The 18,243-nt window shown below is 71.9% G+C and carries 17 protein-coding genes and 1 rRNA gene; 10 read left to right on the top strand and 8 right to left on the bottom strand.

Features of this window, described 5'->3' with window-relative positions:
* Window positions 1-88: 88 nt before the first annotated feature.
* Window positions 89-1,744, bottom strand: a complete 1,656-nt coding sequence (locus tag ABWI07_RS25835; protein WP_353820072.1) for an FAD-dependent oxidoreductase — start codon at window positions 1,742-1,744, stop codon at window positions 89-91.
* Between the two features lie 78 nt (window positions 1,745-1,822).
* Here ABWI07_RS25835 and ABWI07_RS25830 point away from each other — a divergent pair, with 78 nt between their 5' ends.
* Window positions 1,823-2,179, top strand: coding sequence for an ArsR/SmtB family transcription factor (locus tag ABWI07_RS25830; RefSeq protein ID WP_149262080.1), 357 nt, complete (start codon window positions 1,823-1,825; stop codon window positions 2,177-2,179).
* Window positions 2,180-2,261: 82 nt separating this feature from the next.
* Here ABWI07_RS25830 and ABWI07_RS25825 read toward each other — a convergent pair whose 3' ends face one another.
* Window positions 2,262-3,293 (bottom strand): DUF4192 domain-containing protein, encoded by a 1,032-nt coding sequence (locus ABWI07_RS25825; protein ID WP_149262079.1) that lies wholly within the window; start codon window positions 3,291-3,293, stop codon window positions 2,262-2,264.
* Window positions 3,294-3,485: 192 nt separating this feature from the next.
* Here ABWI07_RS25825 and ABWI07_RS25820 point away from each other — a divergent pair, with 192 nt between their 5' ends.
* Window positions 3,486-5,537, top strand: a complete 2,052-nt coding sequence (locus ABWI07_RS25820; protein ID WP_353820130.1) for an ATP-dependent DNA helicase — start codon at window positions 3,486-3,488, stop codon at window positions 5,535-5,537.
* A 296-nt stretch (window positions 5,538-5,833) separates the two neighbouring features.
* On the opposite strand, the gene ABWI07_RS25815 is transcribed toward ABWI07_RS25820, so the two are convergent.
* From ABWI07_RS25815 to ABWI07_RS25805, 3 genes are all read right to left on the bottom strand, one after another.
* Window positions 5,834-7,045 (bottom strand): pyridoxal phosphate-dependent aminotransferase, encoded by a 1,212-nt coding sequence (locus ABWI07_RS25815; protein ID WP_149262078.1) that lies wholly within the window; start codon window positions 7,043-7,045, stop codon window positions 5,834-5,836.
* A gap of 124 nt (window positions 7,046-7,169) precedes the next feature.
* Window positions 7,170-9,680 carry an ABC transporter permease gene (locus tag ABWI07_RS25810; protein WP_353820071.1) on the bottom strand — a complete coding sequence of 837 codons (2,511 nt, stop codon included), beginning with the start codon at window positions 9,678-9,680 and terminating at the stop codon, window positions 7,170-7,172.
* Complete coding sequence (locus ABWI07_RS25805; protein ID WP_353820070.1) at window positions 9,677-10,420, bottom strand: ABC transporter ATP-binding protein; 744 nt, start codon at window positions 10,418-10,420, stop codon at window positions 9,677-9,679. The genes ABWI07_RS25810 and ABWI07_RS25805 overlap by 4 nt, the downstream gene beginning before the upstream one ends.
* Before the next feature lie 232 nt (window positions 10,421-10,652).
* On the opposite strand from ABWI07_RS25805, the gene ABWI07_RS25800 reads away from it, so the two are divergent.
* From ABWI07_RS25800 to ABWI07_RS25785, 4 genes are all read left to right on the top strand, one after another.
* A complete protein-coding gene (locus ABWI07_RS25800) occupies window positions 10,653-11,327 on the top strand; it encodes a TetR/AcrR family transcriptional regulator (protein ID WP_235037120.1) in 675 nt (224 codons plus the stop codon).
* A gap of 57 nt (window positions 11,328-11,384) precedes the next feature.
* Window positions 11,385-12,386, top strand: a complete 1,002-nt coding sequence (locus ABWI07_RS25795; protein WP_149262075.1) for an AurF N-oxygenase family protein — start codon at window positions 11,385-11,387, stop codon at window positions 12,384-12,386.
* Window positions 12,387-12,629: 243 nt separating this feature from the next.
* Window positions 12,630-13,448 carry an SDR family NAD(P)-dependent oxidoreductase gene (locus ABWI07_RS25790; RefSeq protein ID WP_149262074.1) on the top strand — a complete coding sequence of 273 codons (819 nt, stop codon included), beginning with the start codon at window positions 12,630-12,632 and terminating at the stop codon, window positions 13,446-13,448.
* Window positions 13,449-13,485: 37 nt separating this feature from the next.
* The gene (locus ABWI07_RS25785) at window positions 13,486-13,977 is read left to right on the top strand and encodes a 2-thiouracil desulfurase family protein (protein ID WP_353820069.1); all 492 of its coding nucleotides are present in this window, start codon (window positions 13,486-13,488) and stop codon (window positions 13,975-13,977) included.
* 102 nt (window positions 13,978-14,079) lie between these two features.
* Here the strand turns inward: ABWI07_RS25785 and ABWI07_RS25780 are convergent, their stop codons facing one another.
* Window positions 14,080-14,595 carry an Lrp/AsnC family transcriptional regulator gene (locus ABWI07_RS25780; protein WP_353820068.1) on the bottom strand — a complete coding sequence of 172 codons (516 nt, stop codon included), beginning with the start codon at window positions 14,593-14,595 and terminating at the stop codon, window positions 14,080-14,082.
* Between the two features lie 78 nt (window positions 14,596-14,673).
* Here ABWI07_RS25780 and ABWI07_RS25775 point away from each other — a divergent pair, with 78 nt between their 5' ends.
* From ABWI07_RS25775 to ABWI07_RS25760, 4 genes are all read left to right on the top strand, one after another.
* Window positions 14,674-15,732 carry a Glu/Leu/Phe/Val dehydrogenase dimerization domain-containing protein gene (locus ABWI07_RS25775; protein WP_353820067.1) on the top strand — a complete coding sequence of 353 codons (1,059 nt, stop codon included), beginning with the start codon at window positions 14,674-14,676 and terminating at the stop codon, window positions 15,730-15,732.
* Between the two features lie 134 nt (window positions 15,733-15,866).
* Window positions 15,867-16,421 carry a DinB family protein gene (locus tag ABWI07_RS25770; RefSeq protein WP_353820066.1) on the top strand — a complete coding sequence of 185 codons (555 nt, stop codon included), beginning with the start codon at window positions 15,867-15,869 and terminating at the stop codon, window positions 16,419-16,421.
* Window positions 16,422-16,488: 67 nt separating this feature from the next.
* The gene (locus tag ABWI07_RS25765; protein ID WP_353820065.1) at window positions 16,489-16,782 is read left to right on the top strand and encodes an ArsR/SmtB family transcription factor; all 294 of its coding nucleotides are present in this window, start codon (window positions 16,489-16,491) and stop codon (window positions 16,780-16,782) included.
* Between the two features lie 350 nt (window positions 16,783-17,132).
* Window positions 17,133-17,294: a hypothetical protein gene (locus ABWI07_RS25760; RefSeq protein ID WP_160161061.1), complete on the top strand. Its 162-nt coding sequence runs from the start codon at window positions 17,133-17,135 to the stop codon at window positions 17,292-17,294.
* Between the two features lie 161 nt (window positions 17,295-17,455).
* Here ABWI07_RS25760 and ABWI07_RS25755 read toward each other — a convergent pair whose 3' ends face one another.
* Window positions 17,456-17,662: a DUF397 domain-containing protein gene (locus ABWI07_RS25755; protein ID WP_353820064.1), complete on the bottom strand. Its 207-nt coding sequence runs from the start codon at window positions 17,660-17,662 to the stop codon at window positions 17,456-17,458.
* A 281-nt stretch (window positions 17,663-17,943) separates the two neighbouring features.
* Window positions 17,944-18,060 (bottom strand): 5S ribosomal RNA (gene rrf, locus ABWI07_RS25750).
* Window positions 18,061-18,243: the final 183 nt, after the last annotated feature.

Below are 18,243 nucleotides of genomic sequence, written 5' to 3'. Positions count from 1 at the left end.
CGCCAGGCGGACCGAGGGCCCCGAAGCGAACGGCCGCGGCGTCGGCCGGACGGCGGGGTCGGATCCGCGGGCGGCGTCATCGCGACCATCATCGCACTCGGTCGTCGGCTCGCTCGGCGTCGCCGGAGTGGCCGTGGGCGCGTCCGGTCGCGAAACCGAGGCCGGCCGGAGCGCCGATGGTGACCGGCTGGGGCTGCGACCCGCCGCAGCAGGAGCCGCCTCCGGTGTCGGCGGACGCGACCGGAACCGCGGCCTGCGCGGGTTCGGTGCCGCAGGAACCGCCGCAGCCGCCGTCGGCGGCGCCCGGGAGCTGGTCCTCGGTGACCAGGGTGGTGGAGCAGACGCCGGTCTCCGGCAGGTCGAGTTCGACGGCGTCGGCGGCGGCGCGGTCTCCGGCCAGTGCGGCGACGACGGAGCGGACCTGCTCGTATCCGGTGGCCATCAGGAAGGTCGGGGCCCGGCCGTAGCTCTTCATGCCGACCAGGTAGAAGCCGGGCTCGGGGTGGGCGAGGTCGCGTTCGCCGTGCGGCGGCACGGTACCGCAGGAGTGGAAGTTCGGGTCGATCATCGGGGCGAGCCGGACCGGCGCCTCGGTGGCGGGATCGAGCTCGACGCGCACCTCCCGCAGCATGTCGAGGTCGGGCCGGAAGCCGGTGGCCGCGACCACGGTGTCGGCCTCGATGACGCGCTCGCCGTCCGGCGTGGCGCCGACGACCCGGACGGGCCCGGCGGCGGCGTCGGGGACCTCGAAGCCCGTGATGGTGAAGGTCCTCACCAGCTCGATCTCCCCGGCCTCGACGGCGGCCTTGAGGCGAGTGCCCAGCGCACCGCGCGCGGGCAGGCCGTCGGCGTCGCCGCCGCCGTAGAGGCGAGCGACCGAGGAGCCGCGCACCGCCCAGGTGATGCGGGTGCCGGGTGCGGCCTTGGCGAGTTCGGCGAGGGCGAGCAGGGTGTTGGCGGCCGAGTGGCCCATGCCGACGACCAGCGCGCGGCGTCCGGCGAAGCGGTCGCGGTCGCGGCCCAGCACGTCGGGCAGCGGCCCGGCCAGGTAGGGGGCGGCCCGGTCCTCACCGGGGGCGGGCAGCCCGGAGTGGCCGAGCGGGTTGCCGTGCCCCCAGGTGCCCGAGGCGTCGATGACGGCGCGGGCATGCAGATCGGTGACGGTGCCGTCCGGGCCGGCGGTCCGAACCAGCAGCGGACGCTCCTCTCGGCCGATGGTGCGGGTGACGTCCACGCCGCTCCGGGCGACCGCGACCACCCGGGTACCGGTGCGGATCCGCCCGGCGAGTTCGGGCACTCCGGCCAGCGGGACCAGGTAGTCGCGGACGAGGTCGGTGCCGGTCGGCAGGGCGTCCGGATCGGGCAGGGTCCACCCGGTGGGCTCCAGCAGCCGGCGGGCGGCGGCGTCGGTGTCGTAGCGCCAGGGCGAGAACAGCCGGACGTGCCCCCACTCGGACACCGCCGAACCGACGCCGTCACCGGCCTCCAGGACGACGAAGTCGAGCCCGCGCTCGGCCAGGTGGGCGGCGGCCGCCAGCCCGACCGGCCCCGCACCGATGACCACCACCGGCAGCCGGTCGGCGCCCTGGGGGTCGTCCAGGCAGCCGCACCCGGCGTCGGTCTTCGCCTCGGTCACGGTGAGCGCCGGGTCCACGGACTGCTCGGCGTCGGTGCAACACCGGCTGACGCCGCAGCAACTCCCCTGAGCCGCCGCCCCAGCGGCCTCGGCCGCGTTCTCACCCATACCCCACCTCGCTGTTTCGACGTTCTTCAAATCAGAGCCAGTTTGCGTCCCTGCATAGATGGATGTCAAATTAGATGCATGTCCAAGTTGTTGGAGCTGGAGGACGTCACCGCCCCGGCGTGCTGCGCCCCGCTGAGCGAGTCGTCCCTGGGCGAGGACGAGGCCGCCGAGTTGGCCGCAGTGTTCAAGGCGTTGTCGGACCCCGTCCGGCTGCGACTGCTCAACATGATCGCCTCGGCGGGCGGCGGCGAGGCATGCGTGTGCGATCTGACCGGCTCCTTCGACCTGACCGCGCCGACCATCTCCCACCACCTGAAGGTGCTCCGCAAGGCCGGCCTGATAGACGGCGAACGCCGCGGCACCTGGGTCTACTACCGCGCAGTCCCCGACCGCCTAACCCGCCTGTCAGGCCTGTTCGCCACCCCCACCACCTGACCGCCGCCCCCGTCGCCCTCACGCCCCCGCTAACACAGCCGAGCGACCACGCCGCACGCCGACACCGGCGCGCCCGGCACGGCTAGCAGGCTTTTCGGTGGTGGGCGGATGGGGGGTCGGGGGGTGTGTGCATGCGGAGGCGGGAGGGTGGGATGCCTGCGTTGACCACTTCGCGGAGGATGACGGCCATGGAGTAGGCGGGGTCGCTGTCGAGGGCGCGTTGGAGGGCGACGTTGGCCAGGCCGCCGTCGCCGGCGGAGTAGGCGGTGAAGGCCAGCAGGGACGCGGGTGCCGGGGCGTAGGCGGGGTCGACGCGGCGGACTATGTCGCGCCAGAAGGCGATGTCGGCGGCCGGGGCGTCTTCGTCGAGGCGGGCCCAGGTCTCGTCGCGCAGGCGCAGGTCGGTGAGGAGGAGGCCGAGCCAGGCGACCTCGTCGTCGGTCGGGCGGGTGCCGGTGCGGGCGCGGGCGAGCAGGGCGAGGACGAAGGCGAGGTCGTCTTCCGCGGGCGTGGACGGGTGGGCGAGGTAGCGCTTCTCGGCGCGTTCGGTGGCGCGGGCCATGGCGGCGCGGGCGGGGCCGTCGAGCGGCTGGACGGAGGAGACGAGTTCGGCGCGGTCGGCCAGCGCCACGTGGCCCGCGAAGGTGGCCTGGGCGGCGACGGTGGTGGCGGAGATGTCGTACGGGGTGCCTTCGGGCGGGCAGCAGACGTCGACGCAGGTGAGCGACCACCAGCGGCCCTCCGCGACGCGGATGGCCTCGGCGACGGGGACGCCCGCGGACGACAGGGCCGCGCGGATCGGCCCCGCGGCCTGCCTCACCTCTTCGTCGGGGCCGTAGCCGAGGAGGAGCGAGCGGCCGAAGCCGTTGCCGGCCAGGACGGCGGCCACGCGGTCGGCTGCCGCGCGGTCGGTGGCGACACGGTCGGTGGCGACACGGTCGGTGGCGAATCGGCCGGCGGGGCCGGGGGCCGGTAAGTCGAGCCGGATGGCGCATGTGCCTCGGGACCGCCCCTCGAAGCCGATCACGACGAGGCTGCGGGACGGGTGGAAGCCCAGCAGGTAGGGGACGGCCGCGATGGCGTCCTGGGCGCTGCGGATCACCAGGGATGTCATGTGCCGAGCGTCTCAGCGGCGCCGGAGGGGCCGCCGGAGCTTCCCGAACTGTGGATAACTCCTGGCCGATCCGAGGTGCTCTGTTCGAGGCGGTCGCGCCGGACGGGACGCGGGTGTCGGCCGCGGGCGGTAGCGTTGGGCGACGTGCCCGCCCCTGATCTGCTGACCGGCAGCGAGACCCAGATTCCGGACATGGCGACCCTCCTCGCCGCGGCCGTCGCGTCCGTCGGGGGCGCCGAGCGCCCCGGGCAGGTGGCGATGGCCCAGGCGGTGGAGAAGGCGATCGACTCCGGGGAGCACGTCGCCGCGCAGGCGGGCACGGGCACCGGCAAGTCGCTCGCCTACCTGGTTCCCGCGATCCGCCACGCCGTCAAGGACAAGACCACCGTGGTCGTGTCCACGGCGACGATCGCGTTGCAGCGGCAGCTCGTCGACCGCGACCTGCCTCGGCTCGCGGAGGCGCTGGGCCCGCTCCTCGGCACGGAGTTGAAGTACGCGATCCTCAAGGGGCGCCGTAACTACCTGTGCCTGCACCGCGTGCAGACGGGCGCGCCCGAGGAGGAGGACGGCGGGCCGAGCCTGTTCGACCCGCAGCAGTTGTCCTCGCTGGGGCGGCAGGTCAAGCGGCTGAACGAGTGGGCCGAGGAGACGAAGACCGGCGACCGCGACGAGCTGGTGCCGGGGGTGAGCGAGCAGGCGTGGCGGCAGGTCGCCGTGACGGCGAAGGAGTGCCTGGGCGCGCAGCGGTGCCCGCACGGCAGCGAGTGCTTCGCCGAGCTGGCGCGGGCGGAGGCCGGCGAGGCACACATCGTCGTCACCAACCACGCGCTGCTGGCCATCGACGCCCTGGAGGAGTTCCAGGTCCTGCCCGAGCACGACGTCGTGATCGTCGACGAGGCCCACGAACTCGTCGACCGCGTCACGTCGGTCGCGACCGGGGATCTGAGCGCGGCCGGTGTGGAGATGACCGCGCGGCGCTGCGGGCGCCTCACCGAGGAGCACCTGGCCGACCGGCTCAAGGAGGCCGCCGAAGGCCTCGGCCTCCTGCTGGAGGAGATGCCCGCAGGACGCATGGACGTCCTGTCCAGCGCCCTTGGCAACACCCTCGCCTCTGTGCGGGACGCCGCGCACGCCTGCATCACCGCGCTCGGGCCGGAGAAGAAGGATTCCGACCCCGGCGACATGGCCGCGCGCAAGGCGGCCCGGTCCTCGCTGGAGGAGCTGCACGACACGGCCGTGCGGATCCTGGATGCGTTCAAGCCCGAGATGGCGCAGCGCTTCGACGTCGTGTGGTTGGAGAAGCCGTTCGTCCAGGAGGGGCGCCCGAAGCGGCCGCCGGCGCTGCACGTGGCGCCGATCGGTGTCGGCGGGCTGCTGCGCGCGACGCTGTTCGAGCAGCGCACCGCGGTCCTGACGTCCGCGACGCTCACGCTCGGCGGGTCGTTCGAGCCGCTCGCCCGCCAGTGGGGCCTGCCGCCGCTCGACGAAGGTGGCCCGAAGGACGCCAAGACCGCCGCCGAGGGCCTCGCGCGTACCGCGACGGAGAAGGGCGAGGAGACCGAGGTCGTCTGGTCGGGGCTCGACGTCGGCTCCCCGTTCGACCATCCGAAGGCGGGCATCCTCTACGTCGCGCGGCACCTGCCGCAGCCGGGGCGCGACGGCCTCGCCGACGCCTACCTGACCGAGATCACCGAGCTGATCGAGGCGGCGGGCGGGCGGACGCTCGGCCTGTTCTCCTCGATGCGCGCCGCGCGCCAGGCCGCCGACGAACTGAAGGACCACCTGTCCCACCCGCTGCTCTGCCAGGGCGAAGACTCCACCTCACTGCTGGTGAAGCAGTTCGCCGAGGACGAGCGGACCTGCCTGTTCGGCACCCTGTCCCTCTGGCAGGGCGTCGACGTCCCCGGCCCCTCACTGCAGCTCGTCATCATGGACCGCATCCCCTTCCCGCGCCCGGACGACCCGGTGTCGTCGGCACGGTCCCGGGCCGTCGCGGCGCGCGGCGGCAACGGGTTCATGGCGGTCGCGGCGACGCACGCGGCGCTGCTGCTCGCGCAGGGCGCGGGCCGGCTGCTGCGGTCGATGGACGACCGCGGCGTGGTCGCCGTCCTCGACCCGAGGCTCGCTACGGCCCGATACGGCGGCTTCCTCAAGAACTCGCTGCCGCCGTTCTGGGCGACCACCGATCCGGACGTCGTCCGCGGCGCCCTCCGCCGTCTCGACGCCGCCGCAACCGAGTCCTGACACGACGACGCGTCTGACGCCGCGACGCGATCCTGACGGCACAGCCGGAGTCGTGGCGGCGAGACGCGGTCCTAGCGGCGCCAACCCAGGCATGACGGCGCGGCCGGAGTCGTGGCGTCGCGACGCGGTCCGAGCGGCGCCGCGCGGTCCTGACGGCGCGGCCGGAGTCCTGCCGGCGCGGCCGAAGTCCTGCCGGCGCTACGGCGCCGCGCTCCCGCGGCCCTGGCACGCCACGCGGCCCTGGCGGCGCGACGTGGTCTGGCGGCGTCGCCGGAGGCGTGGTGGCGGGGGCGGGGCTAGCGGCGGTAGGTGGAGAGGAACTCGCCGATGCGGCCCACCGCGTCCTCCAGGTCGTCGGCGTACTGGAGGGTGACGACGCGGAAGTGGTCGGTCGTCGGCCAGTTGAACCCCGTCCCCTGGACGACCAGGAGCTTCTGCTGCTCCAGCAGGTCGAGGGCGAAGCGCATGTCGTCCTCGACCGGGTACATCTCCGGGTCCAGGCGCGGGAAGACGTACAGGGCGCCCTGCGGCTTGACGCAGCTGACGCCCGGCAGGTCGTTCAGCAGCTTCCAGGCGCGGTCGCGCTGCTCGCCGAGGCGCCCGGTCGGCAGGACGAGGTCGTCGATGCTCTGGTAGCCGCCGAGCGCGGCCTGGATGGCGTGCTGCCCCGGGACGTTCGGGCAGAGCCGCATGTTGGCGAGGATGTCGAGGCCCTCGATGTAGGACTCGGCGTGCTCCTTCGGTCCGGACAGCACCACCCATCCCGAGCGGAACCCGGCGACGCGGTAGTTCTTGGACAGGCCGCCGAAGGTGAGGCACAGCAGGTCGGGGGCCAGGGAAGCGATCGGGACGTGCTCGGCGTCGTCGTAGAGGATCCGGTCGTAGATCTCGTCCGCGAAGATGATCAGGTTCCGGCGGCGGGCGACCTCGACGATGCGCGACAGCACCTCGCGCGAGTAGACGGCGCCGGTCGGGTTGTTCGGGTTGATGATCACCAGCGCGCGGGTCCGGTCGCCGATCTTGGACTCGATGTCGTCCAGGCTCGGCTGCCACCCGTCGTCCTCGTCGCACAGGTAGTGGACGGGCGTGCCGCCGCACAGCGACACCGACGCCGTCCACAGCGGGTAGTCGGGCGCCGGGATGAGCACCTCGTCGCCGTCGTTGAGCAGCGCCTGCAGCGTCATGACGATGAGCTCGGAGACGCCGTTGCCGAGGTAGACGTCCTCGACGTCGACGCCGGTGACGCCGTTGTCCTCGAAGGTCTGCACGATGGCGCGGCGGGCGGGCAGGATGCCCTTGGAGTCGCTGTAGCCGTGCGCCTCCGGCAGGTTGCGGATCATGTCCTGGAGGAGTTCGGGCGGGGCCTCGAACCCGAACGGGGCCGGGTTGCCGATGTGCAGCTTGAGGATCTTGTTTCCCTCGTTCTCCAGCTGCTTGGCGCGCTTGAGGACCGGCCCGCGGATGTCGTAACAGACGTTGGTCAGCTTGCCCGACTGGTTGACCTGCATGGAGTCACCATAACGGCGGTCCGGCGGCGACACGCGGCGCACCCCGCCGCGGCGTCGCGACCGGATCCGGAAGCCCCCGCCCCCGGCCGCGAGGCCGCGAGGCCGGGAGGCGGGGACGGGCGTGTCACGGCGCGGAGATCGCCGACAGGATGGCCAGCCGCGCCGCGCGCCGGGCGGGGCGGATCGCGGCGAGGGCCCCGGCCACCGCGCCGACCACGGCGATGACCGCGACCTGCGCGGCCTGCGGCGCGAACGGGTTGCCGAGGGCGGCGCCGAGGCCCCAGCCGAGGAACACCCCGAGGCCGACGCCGCCGCCGGTGCCGAACAGCGCGACGATGACCGACTCCCAGCGCACCATAGAACGGATCTGCGGGCGCGTCGCGCCGACCGCGCGCAGCAGGCCGAGCTCGCGGGTCCGCTCGTGGACGGCGAGCGACAGCGTGTTGGCGATGCCGAGCAGCGCGATGACGATCGCCAGGATGAGCATCCCGTAGACGACGCCGATGAAGCCGGCCATGTCCTCGGTCTGCGCGGCGACGAACTCGTCCCGCGACTCCACGTCGGGCGCGCCGTACGGCTTGGCCAGGGCGGTGAGGGCCTGCCGGGCGGACGCGAGCGACGCGCCGGCCTTCAGTTCGACGAACGCCCTGGTGTCGAGCGGCTGCCTGGTGTGCGCGTTCCACACCGACCGCGGGATGAGGTAGTCCCCGGTCAAGTCGGTGTTGCCGTAGACGGCCCCCACGGTGAGCTTCTGTGAGGCGCCGTCCGCGAACGTCACGCCCACCGTGGAGCCCACGCGCCAGCCCTTGTCGTCCGCGGCCTTCTTCGAGACGGCGAACGTACCGGCGTCGTTGAGGCCGCCTTGGGTGACGTCCAGGTCGAGGACGCGCCGCAGGGCGGAGGGGTCGGCCACGCTGACGGTGGACGGCTTGCCGTTCACCCGCATGCTGCCTGTGCCCATCCCGGCGACCTCGCTCACCTGCGGCAGCTTCGCCGCCTCCTGCACGAGCGAGGTGGCGAACCCGCCGGTCTCGTTGGTGCCCGCGTCCACGACGATCGGCCCCTTGAACGACCCGGCGACGCCGTCCTCCAGAGAGGCGCGCAGCGACCCGAGGAACACCGTCATCAGCGTGACGACCCCGACACCGATCATCAGCGCGGTCGCCGCCCCGGCCGTGCGCGCCGGGCTGCGGGAGGCGTTGTCGCGCGCGAGCGTCCCGGGCACGCCGCGCAGCCGTGCCGCGGGCCCGCCGACCAGCGCCGCGACGGGACGCGCGGCGACGGGGCCGAGCACGACCATCGCCACGACGGTCACCACCGCGCCCGCGGCCGCCATCGCCATCTGCTCGGTGACCGCGCCGAACACGACGGTGCCGACCGCCACGGCCGCGAAGACGGCGCCGACGATGAGGCGGGTCTCGGTCGGCCGAGAGGCCTCGGCCGCGACCTCGCGCAGCGCGGCCAGCGGCGGCACCCGCGACGCCTTCAGCGCCGGGCCGAGCGCGGCGACCAGGGTGACCAGCAGCCCGACCGGCACCGCGATCATGACCGAGGTGGCGGCGACGGTGAGGCCCTCCATCTCGATCCCGATACGGAACTGGGCGAACAGCTCCCGGAGCAGGGCCGCGAACCCGATCCCGCCGGCGAGCCCGGCGAGGGTCGCGGCGCCGCCGACCACCAGCGCCTCGAAGCCGACGATCGTGACGACCTGCCGGCGCCCGGCGCCGAGCGCGCGCAGCAGGGCCGACTCGCGGGTCCGCTGCGCCATCGTGATCGCGAACGTGTTGTGGATGCTGAACGCGGCGACCAGCAGCGCCACCCCGCCGAAGGCGGCCAGGACGGTCCGGAACACGCGCAGGAAGCCGTTCTGGACGAGGCTCATCCCCTCCTCGACCTGCGCCTTCTTCGACAGGGCCTGCACCCCGGAGGGCAGCACGGCCCGCACCCGCGAGGCCAGCTCCCCCTGGTCGACGCCGTCCTGCGCGCGGATCGAGACGCCGCTGATGCGGTCGGTCCCCTTCGCGACGTACCGGCGCGCGCCCTCAAGGGAGAACGCCGTGAACGACGTCTCGCCGAAGGCCTCCTGGTCGCCGAACATGCTGATGCCGACGACCGTCACGGGGACCTTCTCCGGCGTGAGCACCGCCGTCCGGTCGCCGACCTTGAGGTGGCCCTCGTCGGCGAACATCTTGTCGATCACGACCTCGTCCGGCGCGCGGGGCGCCCGTCCCTCGGCGAGCCGGTAGGGGTTGAGCTTCGGGTCGGTCTTCCAGTTGCCCGCCATCCGGGGGCCGCGCGACCGGATCACCGCGCCGTCCTTGGCGAGCAGCTGCCCCGACCCCTCGATGGTCGGTTCGGCGTTGGCGACGCCCTTCACCTGGCGGACCCTGTCCAGGACGGACGCGTCGATCTGCCCGCGCGCGCCCCACGGCGCGTCGCTCACCCTGGTGGCGTTCCGGACGACCACGTCCGTGTCGCCGTAGCCGCTGGAGACGTACCCGTCGATGCTCGCCGCGAGGGTGTCGCCGAGGACGAGCGTCCCGGTCAGGAACGTCACGCCGAGGAAGACGGCCACCAGGGAGCCCGCCATGCGGCGCTTGCGTCCCCACAGCTCCTTGAACACGAGCCCGATCATCGGTGGTCCCCCAGCCCGCGCATGCGGTCCAGCACCCGGTCGGGTGTGGGCGCGTCCATGACGTCGACGACCCGGCCGTCGGCGAGGAACACCACCGCGTCGGCGTGCCCGGCGGCGACCGGGTCGTGGGTGACCATCGCCACGGTCTGGCCGAGGTGGTCCACTGCGTCGCGGAGGAGACCCAGCACCTCGGCGCCGGTGCGGGAGTCGAGGTTGCCGGTCGGCTCGTCGGCGAACACGATCTGGGGGCGCGTGACCAGGGCGCGCGCCAGCGCCACCCGCTGCTGCTGCCCGCCGGACATCTCGGACGGGCGGTGCGACAGCCGGTCCCCCAGCTTCAGCACGCGGACGACCGTGTCCAGCCACTCCTGGTCCGGACCCGCCCCCGCGAGGGTCAGGGGCAGGAGGATGTTGTCGCGGGCCGTGAGCGTGGGGAGCAGGTTGAACGCCTGGAACACGAACCCGATCCGCTCCCGCCTGAGCCGGGTGAGGCGGCGATCCGAGAGCGCCCCGAGCTCCTGGTCGCCGACGTAGACCTTGCCGGACGTCGCGTCCTCCAGCCCCGCGACGCAGTGCATGAGGGTGGACTTCCCGGCCCCGGACGGTCCCATGATCGCGGTGAAGCGCCGCTCCGGGAACTCCACGCTGACATCGTCGAGGGCCCGCACCGCCATGGCGCCGGACCCGTACACCTTGGTGAGGCCCACCGTGCGGGCGCCGCCCGCGGTGCCCTCGCTCATCGCTCGCCTTGCTTCCGCTGCGTTTCCCATGCCCGGGATCGTGGCCCGGCGGCATGGGGCCCGTCGTCGGGCCAGAAGAGGCACTGCGCCTGCTCCCAGAGGAGGCCGCGCGAGCCGCCGCCTACGTCAGGCGCGGTACGCGGCGATCAATGAGACTCGATGTCCAATTGTGATGCGGGCAACATACATGCAGGCTTGATTGCTTGTATCTCGCGCTCGTACCGTCTGAGTCGTGTCAGTAAGCAGCCGCAGACGTCACCGGCACGGCTCCTCCGGCCGCCGGACGCAGGAGGAGCGCAGGTCGCGTACGCAGGCCAGGCTCCTGGAGGCCACCACGGAGTGCCTGGTGGACCTCGGCTGGTCCGGGACGTCCACCACGGAGGTGGCCCGCCGCGCCGGCGTCTCGCGCGGGGCGCAGCAGCACCACTACCCGACGAAGATGGTCCTCGTCGCGGCCGCGCTGGAGCACCTCCTGGAGGCGCAGCGCCTGGCGTACGAGACGGCGTTCGCGGTGCTGCCGGCGGACCGGCGCAACGTCTCGGGCGCGCTCGACCTGCTCTGGGAGGTGTTCCGAGGCCGTCCGGCCAAGGCCCTCATGGAGCTGGCGGTGGCGGCCCGCACCGACGACGAGCTGCGGCCGCTGTGCCGCGACCTGAACGAGCGGATCCTCCAGGTGATCACGGAGACGTTCGAGCGGCTGTTCCCCGACAACACCCTCCCCCCCGACTTCGTCTCGACGACGCTGCGCACCCTGTTCGCCATGTTCGTCGGGCTGTCCATCCAGAACGCGCTGGACGACGACGCCGAGGGCCACCAGGCCGCGGTGCTGCGCCAGATCAAGGACGTCGCGCAGCTGATCGTCCCCGAGCAGGGCACGGCGGAGGCCGGGCCCCGCACCGGCCCCTGACCCGACCCGTCCCGCACCGGCCCCCGCCGACCGCACCACCCCGAGGGAGCGTCCCCAATGCCGAAAGCCCCCACCGAACTCGCCGACGAGGTCCGCGAGCAGGTCAAGGACAAGAAGTCGTACCTCGGCGTCATCGACCGCCTGAACAAGGCGTCGGTCGAGAAGCACTGGGAGGCCTACGCCGACATCCCGTGGGACGACCCCGAGTTCCTCGTCGACAAGAACGACCCGCGCTGGGTGCTGCCGCAGTTCGACCGGCTCGGGGAGACGGACTGGTACAGGTCGCAGCCGCCGGAGATCCAGTCGCAGATCGGCCTGTGGCGGGTCGCCACCGCGATGAAGATCGGGCTCCAGTTCGAGAACCTGCTCAAGCGCGGGCTGCTCAACTACGCCTACCGGCTGCCGAACGGCCGGCCCGAGTTCCGGTACGTCTACCACGAGACGACCGAGGAATGTCACCACGGGATGATGTTCCAGGAGTTCGTGAACCGGACGAAGATGCCGATCCGCGGCATGCCGCGCTCGCTCAGCCTCATCGCGCAGGCCGCCCCGTGGATCCCGCTGGTCAGCACCGAGATGTTCTTCGTCTTCGTGCTCGGCGGCGAGGACCCGATCGACTACGTCCAGCGCAAGTCCCTCAAGGGCGGGCACATCAAGCACCCGCTCGAGGAGACCATCATGAAGATCCACATCGCGGAGGAGGCCCGGCACATCTCGTTCGCCCGGCACTACCTCAAGCACCGGGTCCCGAACATGCACCCGGTGCGCCGCCGGATCCTCGGCCTCGCGACGCCCGTCGTCCTCGGCGTGATGGCGCGGATCATGCTGTCCCCGCCCGGCCCGATGGTGCGGCACTTCAATATCCCGAAGGACGTCGTCCGCGCCGCCTACAAGAACGACGCGGCCCAGGCGGAGATCTCCAACTCGGTCGGCAAGATCCGCGACCTGATGGCCGAGCTCGGCGTGATCAATCCGGTGAGCAAGCAGGTCTGGAAGGCCTTCGGCATCTGGGACGAGCCGAAGCAGCGCCGCGCGGTCGCGCCGATCAGGGCCGCCTGAGCACGGCGGAGCCCAGGGGCGGCGCGGCCGGCGTCCAGCTGCGGACCCGCCGCCTCGGCCCGGTCGGACTTCCAGATCGATCGGCGGGACGAGTCCGGGGCCGCGAGTTTGTCGCCGCGCTGAGTACCGGCGGCCCGCGCCGCCGCCTAGAATCCTCGCAATTGAACATAAGATCCAATTAGCCGGCGCGGTCCGGGCTCGCTTCCGAGCCCGGCCTCGCCGTTCATCGAGCGGAGCGCGCACATGAGCATCGCGATCGTGACCGGAGGAGCGTCCGGCATCGGCCGTGCGATCGCCACGTCCCTGGTGGCGCGCGGCGACACCGTCGTGGTCACCGACATCAACGCCGAGGGCGCCGAACAGGTCGCCGACAAGCTGAACACGCTCGGCAAGGGCAAGGCGGTCTCCGCCGCCCTCGACGTCACCGACGCGGCCGCCGTCGCCGACCTCTACAAGGGCGTCAAGGCCGACCACGGGCGGCTCGACCTGGTGTTCAACAACGCGGGCATCGCGGTCGGCGGGCTGGCCGAGGAGCTCACCCTCGACCACTGGAACCGCGCCATCGACATCAACCTCAAGGGCGTCGTGCACGGCGTCCACGCCGCCTACCCGATCATGCTGGAGCAGGGCGGCGGCCACATCGTCAACACCGCCTCGCTCGCCGGGCTCGTCCCGATGCCGATCGGCATCCCCTACACCGCCACCAAGCACGCCGTCGTCGGCCTGTCCCTCGGCCTGCGCGCCGAGGCCGCCGGACGCGGCGTCAAGGTCAGCGTCGTGTGCCCGAGCTTCGTGGACACCCCGCTCCTGCACAACGTCAACCCCGACCTGCCGGAGACCCAGTTGAGCGGCGACGCCACCGGCGACATCGCGAAGGCGGCCCCCCGCCTCTACACGGCCGAGAAGCTCGCCCGCGACATCATGCGCGGCGTCGCCAAGAACCAGGCCCTCATCGTCGCCCCCGCCCACGGCCGCTTCGCCTGGCGCGGCGCCCGCCTCAACCCGGGAGCCGCCGTCCGCGTCGCCCAGATCGCCGTCGACCGCATCCGCGCCGGCAAGTAGGCGGAGCCCCCGGCGCGGCGCGCATAGGCTGGGCGGCGTGGAGCGCATCCTGGTCAGCTCGTGCCTCGCCGGGCGGCCCGTCCGCTACGACGGCGCGGCCAAGCCGGTCGCGGGCGACCTCTTCGAACGCTGGCGCGCCGAGGGCCGCCTCGTCCCCTTCTGTCCCGAGGTGTCGGGCGGGCTCCCCGTCCCCCGCCCACCCGCCGAGATCGTCGGCGGTGACGGCGGCGACGTCCTCGACGGCACGGCCCGCATCCTCACCCGCACCGGCGCCGACGTCACCGGCGAGTTCCTCCGCGGCGCACGGCTGGCTCTGGAGACCGCGCAGCGCTCCGGCGCCCGCCTCGCCCTCCTCAAGGAGGGCAGCCCGTCCTGCGGCAGCCACCGGATCTACGACGGCACCTTCACCGGCGGCGCGGCCCCCGGAACCGGCGTGACGACCGCACTCCTACGCCGCTCCGGAATCCGCGTCTTCAGCGAAGACGACCTGGACGCAGTGCAGGCCCTCCTGACCGACCTGGAGAGCTGAAGCGGCCTTCACCGCCCTGGGACGGGCCCAAGTCCCTCTCCGCTGCAAGGCAGAGGGCCGCCTCCGACACCGTGTCCGGACCGGCCATGCGCTGCTTGCGGGTCATGGTCGGGGAGTTGGGGGTCCGGCGGGCGGCAGGGTCTCGCGCGCGGTGCTCTGCCGTGGGGGCAGGGGATCGAGCACCGGGTTGGTCAGGTGCTGGTAGATGATCGAGGTGCGGAAGCTGACGATCTCGCGCCGGTTGGTGAACTGGTCCAGGAGAAAGGCGTGCAGATGGTCGATGTCCTGGGCCGTGACGTGGACGAGGAAGTCGTCGCTGCCGGCCATGGTGTAGACGGAGACGACTTCCGGTAGCCGGGTCACCGAGCGTTCGAAGTCGGCGACGACGTCCCGGCGCAGTGGCCGGACCTGGGTGAACACCATCGCCTGTACCGAGCGGTTGAGTGCGTGCAGGGAGACCTGGGCCCGGTATCCCCGGATGATTCCGCGCTTGCGCAGAAGCCTGGTGCGTTCGAGGCAGGTGGACGGTGCGATGCCGAGCTTCTCGGCGAGGGCGCGGTTGGACAGCCGACCATCGGCCTGCAGATGGTGCACGATCGCCGTATCTAGTTCGTCCATGGTCGCCTCCCGGGCGTGAATCCGGATTTAGTTCGGCAGCGGGCCAACTGAACCGTACGAGACTCTAACTTCACGGGCATGGGCCAAGCATTTGCACACGAACATGTCGTCATCCGGCGCGGCGTCCGCTCCCGGCTGCCGCTGATCATCGCCGTCCACTCCCGGGCGCTGGGCCCGGCGGTCGGCGGTTGCAGGCTTCGCCGCTACGACACCTGGCAGGACGGACTGGCCGACGCGCTGCGCCTGTCCGAGGCCATGACCTACAAGGCCGCGGTGGCCGGTCTGGACTTCGGAGGCGGCAAGACCGTGATCGCCCTCGACAGGGGGACCGAACTCACCGCGGATCTGCGCGAGGCCGTGCTCGAGGACCTGGGCGAGCTGATCGCTTCCTTCGAGGGGTCCTATCGAACCGGCCCCGACATCGGCACCGGCCCGGAGGACATGGTGACCCTGCGGCGCTTCTCGCCGTACGCGTACTGCGCACCCGAGGCGCACGGCGGGACCGGCGATTCCGGCGGCCCCACCGCGACCGGCGTTCTGGCGGCCCTGCGCGCCGGAGCCCGGCATGCGTTCGGCGACGCCTCCTGCACCGGCCGCACGGTGGTCATCGCCGGATTCGGGTCGGTCGGCAGTGGCATCGCCGCCGGCCTGGCCGCCGAGGGCGCCCACGTCGTCGTGTCGGACGTGGAGCAGTCCCGCAAGGACGCCGCCCTGGCGAGCGGGTACCGGTGGGTCGAGCCCGACCAGGCCCTGCTCGCACCGGCCGACATCCTCGTCCCAGCGGCCGTCGGTGGCGTGCTCGACGAGGCAGTCGTCCCCCGGCTCACCGCGCGCCTCGTCGTCGGCCCGGCGAACAACCAGCTCACCGAGGACTCCGTCGCCGATTCCCTCGCGAAGCACGGCATCGTCTGGGTTCCCGACTACGTCGCCAGTGCCGGCGGCATCATCTACGCTCTCAGCCGGGAATCGGAGAACCACGGCCACGAGGCCGCCCAGCAGCGGGTGGAGGGTATCGGCGACACCGTCGGCCACCTTCTCGACCTGGCTCGCTCGACCGGCGTCACCCCGATGCGCGCCGCCCAGCAGATCGCCGAGCGCAGGCTCGCATCCGCCGCCTCACACGTCCTGGACGCCTGACGGCCGGGGCAGCCTCCCCCACGGCCGCGCCGGCCGATGACAATGTTGCCTCCGTGAACGGGGCACGCAGGGCAGCCTCCCCCACTTCGCCCGAATGCCTTGCCCCTGCTCGCCTAGCCTCGGAAAGGCAGGAGATGGACGAAACGACCCTCCGCCGAAGAAGCGAGATCTTCGGCGCCGAGGAAGATGGCCGATTCACCTTCCCCGCCGTCGGAGACGAGCGGACGCTGCTCGCCCACGTCCTCGCCGCGCAGCGGGCGACCCTGGAACTGAAGTGCACGGGTCTGAACGCCGAGCTGGCCCGGCGGCCGGTGGAGCCGTCCACGCTGTCGCTGCTCGGCCTGGTCAGGCATCTCGCCGACGTCGAGCGCCGCTGGTTCAGGGCGGTCCTGGCCGGCCAGGACGCGCCCGCCCGCTTCTCCTCCCCCGAGAACCCAGACGGCGACTTCGACGGTGCCGCACCGGACCCCGAGGTCATCACCGGGGCCTGGCAGGCCTGGCGGGAGGAGGTGGCCTTCGCCGACGCCTACGTCGCCCAGGCCCCCCACCTCGACGTCGCGGGTCACGACGCCTGGCGCGGGCCGGTCTCGCTGCGCTGGGTGCTCATCCACATGATCGAGGAGTACGCACGGCACAACGGGCACGCCGATCTGCTCCGCGAACGCATCGACGGGGCGCGGGGCCTCTGAGCGCGCGCCACGCCCTGCGATCCGGCACGCTTGACCTGCAAGGAGTTGCTTGCCTAGCGTCGTGTGTGTGGGAGACGTATTCAAGGCTCTGGCCGACCCCACGCGGCGCACCATCCTCGACGAGTTGACCGACCGGAACGGCCAGACGCTCTTCGAGATCTGTGCCCGCCTGACGACCAAGTACGACCTCGGCTCGTCACGGCAGGCGATCTCGCAGCACCTCGAGGTCCTCGAGGCGGCAGGACTCGTCGTCACCAAGCGCGAGGGCCGGTACAAGTTCCACTACATCAACACCGGCCCGCTGGAACCGATCATCGAGCGGTGGCTCAGAAAGCCCAAGAGGACCGTCCAGCATCGCTGACGGCGGCGCCGGCACGACGGGAGGGGGCCCGACGTGAGAGCCAACCTGGCGAACATGTTCGGCACGACCAGAAGAAGGCGCTGAGTAGCTGCGCCGAGGCGCAGCGGTCCGTGAAGAAGCACGAGTCCCCAAAATGAGGACCGATGCCTGACCGTCGCGCCCCCAAGGCTCTGACGGCCGTGTCCCCTCAGGACTCTGACCGTCGTGTCTGCACAGGACCCGGACCGTCGGGTCGTGCACAGGACCCGGACCGTCACGCCCCCCCACTGAGCCCTGACCGTCGTGTCCTCGCAGGACCCTGACGGGGCGGACCTGCGACTCCAACCGAGCGGCCGTCCAGCCGTGAGGCCGTGACGGCCCTGATCGGCAGTTGGCTCCCGTACGCCTCGTCCGCCGGCGACGACGCCAAGTCCGTGTACGAACGGCTGCGCGGCCTCGCTGTGCGCTTCACCCAGGAGTCGACCGCGGTGCCGGAATCACGGCCGTGCTCGACGACACCTGCGGCAACCTGATCGAGGCTCATCGAACCGGCTGACCCTCATCCGGACACGCTGCGGACGCGTGCGGACACGGGTGCCCGCCATTCCGGGCAAGCACGTCTATGCGGGCAGCCTTTGTCATCCAGATGACGAGGCTGCAGCCCGTAGCCGCATGCCGCCCGGCCTTTCCCAGGTCAGCTCAGGTCGTGCCCGCCTGCCTTGACCGCCTTGATGAATGCCGCCCACTGCTTCGGGGAGACAGCGAGAACAGGGCCGTTCGGTGCCTTGCTGTCCCTGATCCCTATGGCGTACCGGAACCCTGCGATCTCGACGCAGTTTCCCGACCCATTGCTCCAGGAACTCTTGCGCCATGCAACACGACCACGAACGGCACGATTCATCGGGATCCTCCTCTGCCCGCATCCTCTGTACCCCCGCCACCCGATTCATTAGCGGATGTCCGAATGCGGTCAGTCAGTCGCGCGGCCCCCGTCCGGATGACCTTTCCGGCGCCTGGGCGCCGCTTTCTCCGCCCTGGTCACCGGACAGCCGGCGGGCCGAGGCAGGGACAGCGAGCCTCGTGGGCAGGGGGCGGCGACAGGCACGGAGAGTGGCGCGGACCTCCCGCCCCTGAAAAACAAGAAAGGCCCCGCCAGTAACGGCGGGGCCTTTCCTAATATGTGTCCGGCGGCGTCCTACTCTCCCACACGGTCTCCCATGCAGTACCATCGGCGCTGAAGGGCTTAACTTCCGGGTTCGGGATGGGACCGGGTGTTTCCCCTTCGCCAAAACCACCGAACGTCTCAACGCACCACCCCCGAACAGGGGGCGGGCAAATCAACGTCCGAGCCTTCGACTCGGTATTCACTTCTCAGTGACTGCGGCAACCAGGTTGTTTTCTGGGAACCACACAGGGACGCGAACAACTCACACAGCGACTCACTTTGAACGTTCAGTGTGTTCAAGCCACTCGGCCTATTAG

The organism is Actinomadura sp. NPDC000600 (assembly GCF_040492135.1).
Classification (GTDB): Bacteria; Actinomycetota; Actinomycetes; order Streptosporangiales; family Streptosporangiaceae; genus Spirillospora.
The sequence above is the reverse complement of the archived record's forward strand: the minus strand, read 5'-3'. Positions and strand labels throughout refer to the sequence as shown.

What these genes read in the sequence shown, in the direction of transcription:
- ABWI07_RS25835 (WP_353820072.1), bottom strand. Translation starts at nt 1,744, where the DNA reads ATGGGTGAGAACGCGGCCGAGGCCGCTGGGGCGGCGGCTCAGGGGAGT.
- ABWI07_RS25830 (WP_149262080.1), top strand. Translation starts at nt 1,823, where the DNA reads ATGTCCAAGTTGTTGGAGCTGGAGGACGTCACCGCCCCGGCGTGCTGC.
- ABWI07_RS25825 (WP_149262079.1), bottom strand. Translation starts at nt 3,293, where the DNA reads ATGACATCCCTGGTGATCCGCAGCGCCCAGGACGCCATCGCGGCCGTC.
- ABWI07_RS25820 (WP_353820130.1), top strand. Translation starts at nt 3,486, where the DNA reads ATGGCGACCCTCCTCGCCGCGGCCGTCGCGTCCGTCGGGGGCGCCGAG.
- ABWI07_RS25815 (WP_149262078.1), bottom strand. Translation starts at nt 7,045, where the DNA reads ATGCAGGTCAACCAGTCGGGCAAGCTGACCAACGTCTGTTACGACATC.
- ABWI07_RS25810 (WP_353820071.1), bottom strand. Translation starts at nt 9,680, where the DNA reads ATGATCGGGCTCGTGTTCAAGGAGCTGTGGGGACGCAAGCGCCGCATG.
- ABWI07_RS25805 (WP_353820070.1), bottom strand. Translation starts at nt 10,420, where the DNA reads ATGAGCGAGGGCACCGCGGGCGGCGCCCGCACGGTGGGCCTCACCAAG.
- ABWI07_RS25795 (WP_149262075.1), top strand. Translation starts at nt 11,385, where the DNA reads ATGCCGAAAGCCCCCACCGAACTCGCCGACGAGGTCCGCGAGCAGGTC.
- ABWI07_RS25790 (WP_149262074.1), top strand. Translation starts at nt 12,630, where the DNA reads ATGAGCATCGCGATCGTGACCGGAGGAGCGTCCGGCATCGGCCGTGCG.
- ABWI07_RS25780 (WP_353820068.1), bottom strand. Translation starts at nt 14,595, where the DNA reads ATGGACGAACTAGATACGGCGATCGTGCACCATCTGCAGGCCGATGGT.
- ABWI07_RS25775 (WP_353820067.1), top strand. Translation starts at nt 14,674, where the DNA reads ATGGGCCAAGCATTTGCACACGAACATGTCGTCATCCGGCGCGGCGTC.
- ABWI07_RS25770 (WP_353820066.1), top strand. Translation starts at nt 15,867, where the DNA reads ATGGACGAAACGACCCTCCGCCGAAGAAGCGAGATCTTCGGCGCCGAG.
- ABWI07_RS25755 (WP_353820064.1), bottom strand. Translation starts at nt 17,662, where the DNA reads ATGAATCGTGCCGTTCGTGGTCGTGTTGCATGGCGCAAGAGTTCCTGG.